Here is a 12910-nt window from a genome sequence, read left to right on the forward strand (position 1 = left end):
CATGGCGATCACGAAGTGCAGGCCGGTGTTTCGATCAGGGCCGTCGCCTGATCCGAAAAAACCGCCGCAAAATCCATACCATCGCGTGTCAGCGTCACAGTGGCACCGCTGATTTCCGCATCACTGACCGTAATTTCGCGTCCGCCGGTTGTGTCGTCCACGTCTATGGTGAACGCCACGGGCTGGTTCGCGATCATGTTCTTTAACCCGATGTTCAGGACGGTGTCGCCATCGCGCACCTCGGGCAGGGACGACACAAGGTCTTGTCCGGCGACCAGAACGAAAGGCTGGAACACGTCGACTCCGGCCCCTGCCGGGGTGACATCAAAAATCAACCCCGCAAGCGAACCGGACAAATCGACCGTCAGCCCAATGGGGCCGTTCAGGCAGTGATCTGTCGACATAAATGTGAATCTGTCGGTCGGCGCGCCTTCGTCAAAGCGCACGATCACGTCCGCAACCACCGGTGTGGCCAACAGCGCGCCTATGACTGCTCCTGTTATAGTTTTCATCTCATACGTCCGGCTTGTGAGTTTCTGACTGACCGGAAAACTGGTGCGGCGCGGCGATAAATCAACCGCGTGTCAAGCGTTTCCAACTGACACAACACGCATGTCGTCTGAACACAGCGGCCCCGACGCGCCCGGACGAAAGCGCAAGCGGACGGTTTCAAGCAACAGATCATCGGCGATATCGGACGTATAGCCGATCCGCTGCGCTGCCTTGCGAAACTGTTCTGCATCCGGCGCGCTGGTCTGCATGCCCGCTTGTGCGGCCAGCCCCTGACGGGCCAGACGCTGCCAGTCGAATTTCGGGCCGGGGTCTGCCTTGCGGCCCGGGGCCATATCCGAATGACCGATAACGCCGGCTGCCGGAATGGCCCAGCGTTTCATAAGCACGGGCAGCAAGTGTTCAAGCGCGTCCATCTGCGCAGCGGCAAAGGGCGTTGCCCCGTCATTGTCCAGTTCGATCCCGAAGGAGCGCGAATTGACGTCCCCCCGCCCCTGCCATTCTCCGGCCCCGGCATGCCAGGCGCGCATGGATTCTTCGACCATCTGGGTGATGCTGCCATCCGCGCCGATCAGATAATGCGCCGAGACTTCGCAATCGGGGTTACACAGCCGGTCCAGCGCGGCCTGCGCGCTGTTCATCGCCGTATAATGCAGAACGATCAGGTCAGGCTGCAAACCGTCGCGGCGCGGCCCGAAATTGGGCGACGGGCGCCATATCGTGCCGGGCGCGCGGATCAGTTGCCAACCGCTGCACGAAACGGCGCTGGATCCCATCCACAGGCATAGCCATCGCCATCCGGGTCCAGCCCCTTGCGGTCGCGCTGCGGGCCGCCCGCATTCAGGAAATCGACCTGCGCCAGATCGGGCGAGGCGTATTTGGCGCAGTTGCGCTGGAATTTGGATTGCGACGCTCCGGCACGGTTATAGACGCGCGTGCCTTTGGGGTTCGAGGTTTGCAGCGCATAGGCCACCACATTGGGCTGGGTGCTGGCGCTGCGCGATGGCAGTTCGGTCGGCTGGATCACCTCGTATTGCGCGCGGTTCTGCGCCAGACGCTCGGCATCGCTTTCAATCGTCTGCTCGGCGCTGACGGCTGCAAAATCGTTTTCGCTGGAAATGCCCGGATTGCTCAGGATCGCGGGGGGCGGATTGGACGGGCTTGCCTCAAGCGGAGGCACACCGGAATTGGCCGATGTCGCGGCAAGGGCGGCGGTGGTTTCCGCGGCAATATCCGCATTGGGCGAGGTTTGCGCGCTGGCAAGTGGGGTCGGCGCGATGGATTCTTCGGAAATTGCATAAGGCGATGGCAGGCCGGGGTTGGCCAGCGCCGCATCACGGGCGCGCTGTTCCTCGCGCGAGGCCGGGCCGCTATCGGGCACAGGAGGAGAGCACGCAGCCACTGTGGCTGCGACGATCACCGCAAGAATTGAACGCATTCCGACTGCCCCGCTGATACCCGTTTTCACCTGATTGACGCCCGATTTACCACCATTTCGAAGGTTTGGCCACAAAGCCTGCCGCCTGTTCCAGCGCATACGCGGAATTGAGCAGATCAGCCTCTTCCCAGGGGCGCCCGATCAGTTGCAGGCCCAGCGGCAACCCTTGGGCGTTCAGCCCCGTTGGCACCGCAATGCCCGGCAATCCGGCAAGGTTGACCGTCACGGTAAACACGTCGTTCAGATACATCTGGACCGGATCGGCATCCACCATTTCCCCCAGACCAAACGCCGCAGACGGGGTGGCCGGTGTCAGGATGCTGTCGATCCCGTCGGCAAACACGTTTTCAAAATCGCGCTTGATCAAGGCGCGGACGCGGCGGGCGCGGTTGTAATAGGCATCGTAAAACCCCGCCGACAGCACATAGGTGCCGATCATGACGCGGCGCTGCACCTCGGGGCCAAAGCCTTCGGCGCGGGTTTTTTCATACATTTCGGTGATGCCGTCGCCCTGTGCCAGCGTCGCGCGGTGGCCATAGCGCACCCCGTCATAGCGCGCCAGATTGCTGGACGCTTCGGCGGGCGCGATCACGTAATAGGCGGGCAAGGCGTATTTGGTGTGCGGCAGCGTGATATCGACGATCTCGGCCCCTGCATCGCGCATCATTGCGATGCCTTCGGCCCAGAGAGTTTCAATTTCTTCGGGCATTCCATCCATCCGGTATTCTTTCGGAATACCGATTTTCTTGCCCCTGATATCGCCCGTCAGCGCGGCTTCGAAATCCGGGACCGGCAGGTTGGCAGATGTGCTGTCTTTGGGGTCGTGGCCGCACATGGTGCCCAGCATGATGGCCGCATCGCGCACCGATTTGGTCATCGGGCCCGCCTGATCCAGCGAGGATGCAAAGGCCACAATCCCCCAGCGCGAACAGCGCCCGTAGGTCGGCTTGATACCGACCGTTCCGGTAAAGGCTGCCGGCTGGCGGATGGAACCGCCGGTGTCGGTGCCGGTGGCCGCCAGGCACAGATCGGCCGCGACAGCCGCCGCAGACCCGCCCGATGATCCGCCCGGTGTCAGCGCCGCGTCATCATTGCCGCGCCGCCACGGGCTGACCGCGTTGCCATAGGTGCTGGTTTCGTTCGACGATCCCATGGCGAATTCGTCCATGTTCAGCTTGCCCAGCATCACCGCGCCCGCATCGGCAAGGTTCTGGCTGACAGTGGATTCGTATTCCGGCAAAAAGCCCTGCAAGATCCGGCTGCCCGCCTGCGACGGTACGCCCTTGGTGCAGAACAGATCCTTGATCCCAACGGGCAGACCACACATGTCCGGTGCATCGCCTGCGGCCAGTCGCGCATCGGCGGCGCGGGCACGTTCAAGCGCCAGATCGGGCGTTTTGTGGACAAAGGCGTTCAGCGCGTCAGCGGCATCGATTGCATCAAGACAGCTTTGCGTCAGTTCGACCGACGTGACCTCTTTGGCGCGCAGCGCATCGCGCGCGGCCGCCAGACCCATTTTGTTCAGATCAGACATCATTCAACCACCTTGGGAACAGCAAAAAAGCCTTCGCGCGCATCCGGCGCATTGGACAGAACCGCGGATTGCTGGTTGCCGTCTGTCACCTTGTCCTCGCGCAGGGGGGCGTGCATGGGCGTGACCGACACCATCGGTTCTATCCCGTCGACATCAACCTCGTTCAGTTGCTCGATAAAGCCGAGGATGGTGTTGAATTCCGAAGCCAGTGCCGGCAACGCCTCGGGCTCGACTTTGATCCGGGCCAGTTTCGCCACGCGCGCGGCGGTGTTTTCGTCGATGGACATGGAACGCCCCTGTGTTGTGTCGGTTCAGCGCCGTTTACCGCCCTGTCCGGCGCGCTGCAAGCCAATCCGGCCTGTCCACGCGCCCCAATGGGCGAACAAGCGGCTTGCATCCCGATGGTATTCCATTTTTCATTGTTCTGTCAGGTTCGCACCAACCCCGCAGGAGGAAACGATGAAAATCACATGGCTTGGACACAGCAGCTTTCGAATGGAAATCGGCAACCAGATTCTGCTGATTGATCCGTGGATGACCGGAAACCCGATGTTTGAAGGCCATGACGCCGGTGCCGCAACCCAAGATGCCACCCATATCTTGCTGACGCATGGCCACGGCGATCACACCGGTGATTGTCTGGTCATCGCGCGCGAAAAGGGCATTCCGATTGCCGGGATTTACGATCTGATGAGCCATTGGGAAGCGTCAGAGGGGGTTGAGACCGTTGGCTTCAACAAAGGCGGCACCGTGCAACTGGGCGATGTGGCCGTAACGATGGTCAACGCGGTTCATTCTTCGTCAGTCGGCAGTGATGCAGGGCCGGTCTATGCCGGATCCGAAGCGGGCTATATGATTTCGGCAGAGGGCCACACGATCTATGTCACCGGCGATACGGATATCATGGCGGATATGGAATGGATGGCTGACATTCACGCCCCCGATATCGGCATCTTGTGTGCCGGAGGGCATTTTACGATGGATATGAAACGGGCCGCCTATGCGGCCAAACGGTATTTCAACTTTAAAACCGTCATCCCCTGCCACTATCGGACCTTTCCCTTGCTGGAACAGTCCGCGCAGGTCCTGATCGACGGCTTGCCTGACGTCGACGTGATCAAGCCGCAGGTGATGCAACCCATCGCGCTGTAAGAAAAAGCAAACGGATCCAACCGGCACAGGTATCTGGTTTCAGGTGCGCCGGCCCACAAACGGACGGCGCGGTGTATCACCCCAGGAAAAGGTGATACACCAGTGCGCAGACGACCAGTGCAATTACAGTTGCTTCGGCAATTTCGCCAAAACGCTCTCGCGTGGTCATGGTATGCTTCTTGCGGATTGCAAAGGGATCATACTCTCCGTCTCGATGCAGTTCATTCATTTGAAAATCCAACTCACTCGTTACTAACATCCCCAGTATTGAATAGGTTCTTGGTCGGAATAAGACTGTTTCTGGGTTTTTTCGAAGGGCAGGTACATCTTGGTAAAGTTCTTTTTAATCATTTAATATCAAATATTTATAGCAAAATTGTCCAACCTTAGTGTAAAAACGTACACCTTTAAGTCTACTAATTGACACTTTTCACCCACCCTTTATAAATAACCCATGCTCGTTGGATATTTTGTTTACCAGTTCCCCGCGTGTTGTTTGTGTCTGTAACCCGTTCTTGTTTTGAAAGCCTTCGAGTATGACTTTGTTAGCCGCGTACTTCGCCATTTGTCGCAAAGCCTTGTCCAAGCCAGCGTCATTTGCGACGTACGCCGACATTGACCTGTCGGTGCCCTATCGCCCAACACCTTTCATTGATGTTCCGGCTGTGCTGATCGCTACTGCGGCGTTTTCGATCGTTGTGATCGCGTGTTCCAAAAGCGTGGAATTCCTGATCTAGGGCTGGTGCCCGCTAATCACCCGTTCCGCTTCCTTGCGAAAAACTCTTTCAGCAATTGTTCCGATTCCGGTGCAGCGATGCCGTCGTAAACATCGGGCACGTGGTGGCATTGCACATGCGAAAACACCCGCGCACCATGCGCCAAACCCCCAGATTTTGGATCAGCGGCGCCGTAATACAGACGCGCGATGCGGGCGACGCTGATGGCGGCCGCGCACATGGCGCAGGGTTCCAGCGTGACATACAGATCATGCCCGACCAGCCGTTCAGAGGCCGCCGCCTTGCACGCCGCACGCAGCACCAGAATTTCGGCATGCGCCGTCGGATCGTTCAGTTCGCGTGTTCGGTTGCCTGCGCTGGCAACAACCTGCCCGTGCGGATCGACAATCACCGCGCCCACCGGCACTTCGCCCCGCGCTGCGGCCGCACGTGCTTCCTTCAGGGCCAGCGCCATATGTGATTTGAACACCATTCCCCTGTCTGGCCCGCAATGGGCGCTTTCGCAAGTGGGGCAGATCGGATAAGCCCGTTTCATGACACAATCTTCCTCTTCCCCGCCGGGCGACCGGATTGCCAAGGTACTGGCCCGCGCCGGCGTTGCTTCGCGTCGCGAAGCAGAGCGTATGATCGAAGCAGGTCGTGTCAGCGTGAATGGCACCAAAATTGACCGTGCCGCCCTGAACGTAACGGAATCGGACAAAATCACCGTTGATGGCAAACCACTGAATGCCCCTGAACCGGCGCGCCTTTGGCTTTATCACAAACCTGCAGGTCTGGTCACAACCACGCGTGACGAACAGGGCCGCCCCACGATTTATGATGATCTGCCCGAAGACCTGCCCCGCGTGATGAGCGTCGGGCGGCTTGATCTCAATTCAGAAGGGTTGCTGTTGCTGACCAATGACGGCGCGGTCAAACGGCAACTGGAACTGCCCAGCACCGGCTGGCTGCGCAAATATCGCGTGCGGGTCAACGGGCGGCCAACCGATGACACGCTGGAACCGCTGCGCAAGGGTTTGAATGTGGACGGGGACAGGTTTCTGCCGATGACTGTCACGATCGACCGCCAGCAAGGCGCGAACGCATGGCTGACTGTCGGACTGCGCGAAGGCAAGAACCGCGAAATCCGGCGCGCTATGGAAGATGTCGGATTAAGCGTGAACCGGTTGATCCGCATATCTTATGGTCCGTTCCAGTTGGGCCAACTGAAACCCGGTGCCGTGGAAGAACTGCGCCGCCGTGTGGTGCGCGACCAGTTGGGGCTGGATCACGCGGATGACAGCGGCAATGCGCAGAAAAAACCGAAGGCCGTGCGTCACAGTTCCACTAGGCGCGCCACCGGTAAACCCGAAACGGAAGGGGCAAGCACCCGAACCGGTGCACCGCAAAAAAACAGACCGCGCAAGACGCGATAAGACCAGCCGGGCCACAAAACGCCCGTTTGAATGGCATAATCCAACACCATTGCGCGCGTTATCCCGCTTTTGCCAATCTATACCGGTACTTCCCCCTAGAAAGCGCGGGCCGCTTGGCTTACTTCTATCTTTGCAGATCAGATGAGGCGCAACATGTCAGGGGCTGGCATCCGCAAAATCACATATGCAGCACTGCTTGTGCTGCTTTTTGGCGTTTCCACCGGCTGGCTCGGGGGGTTGTGATCCATGGCTAAACGGTTTGGTGGCAAGTACAGCCCCGACGCTGCAGAACCAGACCAGCCGTTGCCACGCAGCCAGTTTGATGGCGCAAGGGTCGATCCGGCGGGCGCGCGCTCGAACCTGTTGTTTCTACCGGGCGTGTTGCTGGTTTTTCTGTCACTGAATGACGGCGCAATCGGATTATCAATCGCTCTGATCGCGGCTGCGGTGCTGACGCTGGCCGCGTGGCTGTTGCGCGAAGGCCTGCGCGCGCAGGCGGCCTATGACGCCCGCAAAGTGGCACGCCGCCCTGCATTTCCGCGCAAGATGGCGGCAAGCGTCCTTACCGGGATCGGCGTCACGCTGGCCGCTTACAAGGGCGAACACAGCCTGCCCGATCCCAGTCTGATTGCACCGTTTCTTTATGGCATCGCCGCACTGGTTCTTCATTCCGTCAGTTTCGGGTTCGATCCCCTTAAGAACAAGGGCATGGAAGGGGTCGACACCTTTCAGCAGGACCGCGTCGCACGCGTTGTCGACGAAGCCGAAAAACATCTGCGCGCCATGTCCGATGCGATTGTGCGCGCAGGCGACCGCAAGATCGAGGCGCGCGTCGAAACGTTTCAGAAAACCGCACGCGATCTGATCCGCACGGTCGAGGAAGACCCCCGTGATCTGACCGCAGCGCGCAAATACTTGGTGGTGTATCTTCAGGGTGCGCGCGATGCGACCATCAAGTTTGCCGATGTCTACAGTCGCACCCGCGATCCCAAGGCGCGCGCGGATTATGTTGCCCTGCTGGATGATCTGGATCAGAATTTTGCCGCCCGCACCCGAAAATCGCTGCTGGACGACCGCAGCGACATGACTGTTGAAATCGAGGTCCTTCGGGATCGTCTGAAACGCGAAGGCGTGCGCGTGAAATAGCGCCCGCCGTTTTACCAAAGGAAGTGTCCCATGTCCGATACCGTCCGTCAAAAGGCCCAAAGCGCCGCCGAGCTTGTCGAGGAAGTGACCGCCGTTGTCCTGCCCGAGCCCAGTCAGGAAATCGTTCCGCTGGCCAAAGCCGATGCACCGGTCAGCGCCGAAATCCGCAAACGGATGGACGAAATCGATATGGAAGACACCAATTCGATCGTGTCCTTCGGATCAGGCGCACAGGCAGAATTGCAGGAAATCAGCCAATCCATGCTGGCGGACGTACGCAACAAGGATGTCGGCCCTGCTGGCGACAGCCTGCGCGATATCGTCACGACGATCCGGGGCTTTTCGGTCAGCGAACTGGATGTGCGCCGCGACCGGTCCTGGTGGGAAAAACTGCTGGGCCGCGCTGCCCCTTTTGCAAAGTTCACCGCGAAATTCGAAGAGGTACAGGGCCAGATCGACAGGGTCACCGACGATCTTCTGGGGCACGAACACAAGCTGCTGAAGGATATCAAATCGCTGGATATCCTTTATGATAAGACCCTTCAGTTTTACGACGAACTGGCGCTGTACATTGCCGCCGGAACCGAAAAACTGGAAGAACTGGATGGCACGCTGATCCCGCTCAAGGCATCCGAGGTGGAAAAGACACCCGAGGCCGATCAGGTGATGGCCGCGCAGGAATTGCGCGATCTGCGATCGGCGCGCGACGATCTGGAACGGCGCGTTCATGATCTGAAACTGACCCGGCAGGTGACGATGCAATCGCTGCCATCAATCCGGCTTGTTCAGGAAAACGACAAGTCGCTGGTCACGAAAATCAACTCCACTCTGGTCAACACTGTGCCGCTTTGGGAAACGCAACTGGCGCAGGCCGTTACAATCCAGCGCAGCGCCGAAGCGGCCACAGCCGTACGCGACGCAAATGATCTGACCAATGAATTGCTGACCGCCAATGCCAAGAACCTGCGCGACAGCAACAAGATCATCCGGCAGGAAATGGAACGCGGCGTTTTCGATATCGAGGCTGTGAAAAAGGCCAATGCGGATCTGGTGGGCACGATCAATGAAAGCCTTGCGATTGCCGACGAAGGCAAGGCCAGACGCGCGGCCGCCGAAATCGAACTGCAAAAAATGGAAGCCGAGTTGCGCGACACTCTGGCCTCGGCCAAGGCGCGGCGCGACGGTTTGGGTGATACCGCCGGAACTGCGGTACCGGGTTAAACGGCCAGTGGATGTGAGCGCAAGAATTCCCGGATTTTCGCGGGTTTTGCGAACCGGCGCCATCATGGTGGCGCTGGTGGCGATGTCGTCTTGTGATCTTGCACAATTGCCGGCACCAACGGCGCCCCCGCCGCGCCCGTCGGCCCCCACCGATACCGGCGTGGCGCGCGGTCCGTCGGACGAAAGCCTTGCGTTGACGCGGTATTATGCCCGTGTGCAGAACGACATGCTGGTGCGCGGATTGTTGCGCCAGGATGGCGGAGGGCCGGACACGCCGTTCAGCGCGGACGATCTGGCCCGGAATTTCGAGCGTATCGCGTTTTATGACGAATATGTGCGCGGGGCCGGCCTTAGCCGCGGGGGCGGCGCGCAAAGTGCGCTGCGCCGTTGGGGCGGGCCGGTGCTTATGCAGGCCGTTTTTGGCAAATCCGTTTCAAAAGACCGCCAGGACCGCGATGTGGCCGAAGTGCAGAACTATGCCGCGCGGCTGGCACGGATCACCGGCCATCCGATTTTCTATTCGTCAAACAACGCCAATTTTTTCGTGTTCTTTCTGAACGAAGACGACAGGCCCGATGCGCTGGACCAGATCCGAGATATCGTGCCCGGAATATCCGAGGAGTCGGTGGACATCTTCCGCGACATCCCGCGTTCGATCCATTGTCTGGTCGCCGCCTTTTCCGAAAGCGGCAATGACCAGAATTATACCACGGCCATCGCGCTGGTGCGCGATGAACACCCCGATCTGCTGCGCCGCTCGTGCATCCACGAGGAACTGGCCCAGGGGCTGGGGCTGGCCAATGACAGCCCGCAGGCACGGCCATCGATCTTCAATGATGACGACGAATTCGCCCTGCTGACAAGCCAGGACGAATTGCTGCTGAAAATGCTATATGATCCCCGCCTGAGCCAGGGCATGAGCGCAAAGGAGGCCGCGCCTGTTGTCCGCGTGATCGCGGGCGAATTGCTGGGTGATAACTGACACGAAACCGCGACGAACACAGACACATAAAGAGGACCGCACGCCATGGGCATTTTCGACTTTCTGACCGGAGAATTCATCGACGTTATCCACTGGGTCGACGACACCCGCGATACGATGGTGTGGCGTTTCGAACGCGAAGGCCACGAAATCAAATACGGGGCCAAGCTGACGGTGCGCGAAGGTCAGGCGGCCGTGTTCGTGCACGAAGGCCAGCTGGCGGATGTGTTCACGCCCGGGCTTTATATGCTTGAAACCAACAACATGCCGATCCTGACCACGCTGAACCACTGGGATCACGGCTTCAAATCCCCGTTCAAATCCGAAATCTATTTCGTGAGCACGACACGGTTCAACAATCTGAAATGGGGCACCAAGAATCCGATCATGTGCCGCGATCCCGAATTCGGCCCCGTGCGCCTGCGCGCCTTTGGCACCTATTCTGTGCGGGTCACCGATCCGGCCCGTTTTCTGGTTGAAATCGTCGGCACCGACGGCGAATTCACTATGGATGAAATCAGCTTTCAGATCCGCAACATCATCGTTCAGGAGTTTTCGCGGGTGATCGCGTCCTCGGGCATTCCGGTGCTTGATATGGCCGCCAACACCGCCGATCTGGGCAAACTGGTCGCGGCCGAAATTGCGCCACCCGTCGCCGCATACGGCCTGTCGATCCCGGAGCTTTACATTGAAAACATCTCGTTGCCGCCAGCTGTCGAAGACGCGCTGGACAAGCGGACCTCGATGGGGCTGGCGAGTGATCTGGGCCGTTTCACCCAGTATTCGGCCGCCGAAGCCATGACCAATGCCGCCAAGACACCGGGCGGCGGGGATGGTCTTTCTGCCGGGCTGGGCGCGGGAATGGGCATGGCGATGGGCGCGCAGATGGCGCAGCAAACCGGCCCCTGGGGCCCGGTTGCGGCCCCGCCCCCGCCGCCCGCGGAACATGTCTGGCACATTGCCGAGAACGGCCAGACAAAAGGCCCCTTTTCCAAGGCGTCGATGGGGCGCATGGCAACGGACGGCACGCTGACCCGCGACAGCCTTGTGTGGACCGCGGGGCAGGACGGCTGGATGCGGGCGGAAGACGTGCGCGAACTGGCCCAGTTGTTCACTATCCTGCCGCCGCCGCCACCACAGATCTGACCGGTTCTTTTTGCTGAAAATACGGAAATCCGAACGTCTGCATCATGCCTGACCCCCGCGACAGCAGCGCCCAACCCAGCGAAGCGTCCCACAGGTTTCCTTGCGAAAACTGCGGCGCGGATTACCGGTATGCGCCGGGCACAGACACGCTGATCTGTGATTTCTGCGGTGATACGCGTACCATCGCGCAATCCGGCGCAATTGCACCGGCCATTCGCGAACTGGATTTTCGCGCCGCACTTGATCAGAACCTGCCCGATGTCGAGATCGAGGAAACCCGCGTCAGCCAATGCCCGAACTGCGCCGCACAGGTCGAATTCCGCGAAGATGAACACGCAACGGAATGCCCGTTCTGCGCCACGCCGGTGGTCAGCGGCACCGGGCTGAACCGGCATATCAAACCGCGCGGTGTGCTGCCGTTCGGGTTTGACGAAACCATCGCGCGCAAATCCATGACAGACTGGCTGGGGCGGCTGTGGTTCGCGCCGGGCGGATTGCAGCAATACGCGCGCAAGGGGCGGCGGATGCAGGGTATTTACGTGCCCTACTGGACGTTTGATGCCGATACCCGATCCTCTTATCGCGGGGAACAGGGGACCGTCTATTATGTGACGCGTACGGTCGTGCGCGATGGCCGCCGCGTGCAACAACAGGTGGCCAAAGTGCGCTGGCGGCCCAAATCGGGCCGGGTTGCGCGGTTTTTCGACGACGTTCTAGTGCTGGCCTCAACCAGCCTGCCGAAAACCTTTACCGACGCGCTGGAACCCTGGGATCTCAGCGCGCTGGAACCTTATCGCCCTGAATTTCTGGCCGGGTTTCGCGCCGAGGCCTATTCCGTTGAACTGGCCGACGGCTTTGAGCAGGCGCGCACCTATATGGACGCGATCATCGCGCGCGATGTCAAATTCGATATCGGCGGCGATCGACAGCGCATCCACGCCATCGAAACCGCAGTGCGCGATGTCACGTTCAAGCATATTCTGCTGCCGGTCTGGCTTGCCGCTTACAAGTACCGTGGCAAGACCTACAGGTTTGTCGTGAACGGGCGCACCGGACGGGTGCAGGGCGAACGGCCCTATTCGGCGATCAAGATCGCATTTGCGGTGGTTGTCGGCGCAGTTGTGGCGGGTGCGATCGGTTATCTGATGGCGCAAAACCAGTAAGAAATGGCGGCAGACGGATCACCGCCCGCCGCCCGATTTGGGTTTTACCCGCGCGAAATTTCAATGCGTTTGGCCTTTGGTGCATCGCCGGCCACCGATTTTTTTGCCGTGATCGTCAGAACACCGTCTTTCATTTCTGCCGTCACCGCCTTTTCATCGGCATCCGCCGGAAGCCGGAACGAGCGCCGGAAGGCACCGTATTGGCGTTCACTGAAAAACCATGTGTCGCCACTTTTTTCCGTGCTGGTCTTTTTTTCGCCGCGCACGGTGACAACTCCGTCTTCAACGCTCAGGTCCACGTCTTTTTCATCAACGCCGGGCAATTCCATATTGATGGTATAGGCGGCATCCCCTGCCGATGCTTCGGCGGCCGGGCTAAGCCAGTCTGCCACCCGCGATCCCAGCGCGCGGAAGGGATCGTAAAGCGAGGGCCACAAACCGGCATGTTCCGTTTTCTCAACCATGA

General features: G+C 59.7%; 16 protein-coding genes. 8 read left to right on the plus strand and 8 right to left on the minus strand.

Features of this window, described 5'->3' with window-relative positions:
- Window positions 1–8 precede the first annotated feature (8 nt).
- The 5 genes from OLX72_RS01135 to gatC form a co-directional block, all read right to left on the minus strand.
- The gene (locus tag OLX72_RS01135; RefSeq protein ID WP_433989600.1) at window positions 9–512 is read right to left on the minus strand and encodes an aggregation factor core; all 504 of its coding nucleotides are present in this window, start codon (window positions 510–512) and stop codon (window positions 9–11) included.
- Window positions 513–584: 72 nt separating this feature from the next.
- Window positions 585–1286 carry an N-acetylmuramoyl-L-alanine amidase gene (locus OLX72_RS01140; protein ID WP_114869256.1) on the minus strand — a complete coding sequence of 234 codons (702 nt, stop codon included), beginning with the start codon at window positions 1284–1286 and terminating at the stop codon, window positions 585–587.
- A complete protein-coding gene (locus tag OLX72_RS01145) occupies window positions 1247–1948 on the minus strand; it encodes a hypothetical protein (RefSeq protein ID WP_433989601.1) in 702 nt (233 codons plus the stop codon). Before OLX72_RS01145 ends, OLX72_RS01140 begins: the two co-directional genes overlap by 40 nt.
- Before the next feature lie 46 nt (window positions 1949–1994).
- The gene (gene gatA, locus OLX72_RS01150; protein ID WP_433990421.1) at window positions 1995–3482 is read right to left on the minus strand and encodes an Asp-tRNA(Asn)/Glu-tRNA(Gln) amidotransferase subunit GatA; all 1488 of its coding nucleotides are present in this window, start codon (window positions 3480–3482) and stop codon (window positions 1995–1997) included.
- Window positions 3482–3769 carry an Asp-tRNA(Asn)/Glu-tRNA(Gln) amidotransferase subunit GatC gene (gene gatC / locus OLX72_RS01155; RefSeq protein ID WP_114869254.1) on the minus strand — a complete coding sequence of 96 codons (288 nt, stop codon included), beginning with the start codon at window positions 3767–3769 and terminating at the stop codon, window positions 3482–3484. Before gatC ends, gatA begins: the two co-directional genes overlap by 1 nt.
- A 172-nt stretch (window positions 3770–3941) precedes the next feature.
- Between gatC and OLX72_RS01160 the strand changes: the two genes are divergently transcribed.
- Window positions 3942–4634 carry a metal-dependent hydrolase gene (locus OLX72_RS01160; protein WP_114872114.1) on the plus strand — a complete coding sequence of 231 codons (693 nt, stop codon included), beginning with the start codon at window positions 3942–3944 and terminating at the stop codon, window positions 4632–4634.
- A 76-nt stretch (window positions 4635–4710) separates the two neighbouring features.
- Here OLX72_RS01160 and OLX72_RS01165 read toward each other — a convergent pair whose 3' ends face one another.
- Complete coding sequence (locus tag OLX72_RS01165; protein WP_162797918.1) at window positions 4711–4863, minus strand: hypothetical protein; 153 nt, start codon at window positions 4861–4863, stop codon at window positions 4711–4713.
- 307 nt (window positions 4864–5170) lie between these two features.
- Between OLX72_RS01165 and OLX72_RS01170 the strand changes: the two genes are divergently transcribed.
- Window positions 5171–5371 (plus strand): hypothetical protein, encoded by a 201-nt coding sequence (locus tag OLX72_RS01170; RefSeq protein ID WP_433989602.1) that lies wholly within the window; start codon window positions 5171–5173, stop codon window positions 5369–5371.
- A 16-nt stretch (window positions 5372–5387) separates the two neighbouring features.
- Here the strand turns inward: OLX72_RS01170 and OLX72_RS01175 are convergent, their stop codons facing one another.
- A complete protein-coding gene (locus OLX72_RS01175) occupies window positions 5388–5843 on the minus strand; it encodes a nucleoside deaminase (protein ID WP_114869253.1) in 456 nt (151 codons plus the stop codon).
- Between the two features lie 61 nt (window positions 5844–5904).
- On the opposite strand from OLX72_RS01175, the gene OLX72_RS01180 reads away from it, so the two are divergent.
- The 6 genes from OLX72_RS01180 to OLX72_RS01205 all read left to right on the plus strand — a co-directional run bounded on the left by OLX72_RS01180 (window position 5905) and on the right by OLX72_RS01205 (window position 12444).
- The gene (locus tag OLX72_RS01180; RefSeq protein WP_433989603.1) at window positions 5905–6786 is read left to right on the plus strand and encodes a pseudouridine synthase; all 882 of its coding nucleotides are present in this window, start codon (window positions 5905–5907) and stop codon (window positions 6784–6786) included.
- A 246-nt stretch (window positions 6787–7032) separates the two neighbouring features.
- Window positions 7033–7932 (plus strand): 5-bromo-4-chloroindolyl phosphate hydrolysis family protein, encoded by a 900-nt coding sequence (locus OLX72_RS01185; protein ID WP_114869251.1) that lies wholly within the window; start codon window positions 7033–7035, stop codon window positions 7930–7932.
- A 30-nt stretch (window positions 7933–7962) separates the two neighbouring features.
- Window positions 7963–9153 (plus strand): toxic anion resistance protein, encoded by a 1191-nt coding sequence (locus tag OLX72_RS01190; protein WP_114869250.1) that lies wholly within the window; start codon window positions 7963–7965, stop codon window positions 9151–9153.
- 13 nt (window positions 9154–9166) lie between these two features.
- On the plus strand, window positions 9167–10135 hold the full coding sequence (locus tag OLX72_RS01195) for a DUF2927 domain-containing protein (protein WP_433989604.1): 969 nt from the start codon (window positions 9167–9169) through the stop codon (window positions 10133–10135).
- Between the two features lie 45 nt (window positions 10136–10180).
- Window positions 10181–11281 (plus strand): SPFH domain-containing protein, encoded by a 1101-nt coding sequence (locus OLX72_RS01200; RefSeq protein ID WP_433989605.1) that lies wholly within the window; start codon window positions 10181–10183, stop codon window positions 11279–11281.
- Between the two features lie 44 nt (window positions 11282–11325).
- Window positions 11326–12444: a primosomal protein N' (replication factor Y) - superfamily II helicase gene (locus OLX72_RS01205; protein ID WP_114869248.1), complete on the plus strand. Its 1119-nt coding sequence runs from the start codon at window positions 11326–11328 to the stop codon at window positions 12442–12444.
- Window positions 12445–12488: 44 nt separating this feature from the next.
- Here the strand turns inward: OLX72_RS01205 and OLX72_RS01210 are convergent, their stop codons facing one another.
- Complete coding sequence (locus tag OLX72_RS01210; protein ID WP_114872112.1) at window positions 12489–12908, minus strand: Hsp20/alpha crystallin family protein; 420 nt, start codon at window positions 12906–12908, stop codon at window positions 12489–12491.
- Between the last annotated feature and the right edge of the window lie 2 nt (window positions 12909–12910).

Source organism: Sulfitobacter sp. TBRI5 (assembly GCF_051013555.1).
In the GTDB taxonomy this organism is placed as follows: domain Bacteria; phylum Pseudomonadota; class Alphaproteobacteria; order Rhodobacterales; family Rhodobacteraceae; genus JL08.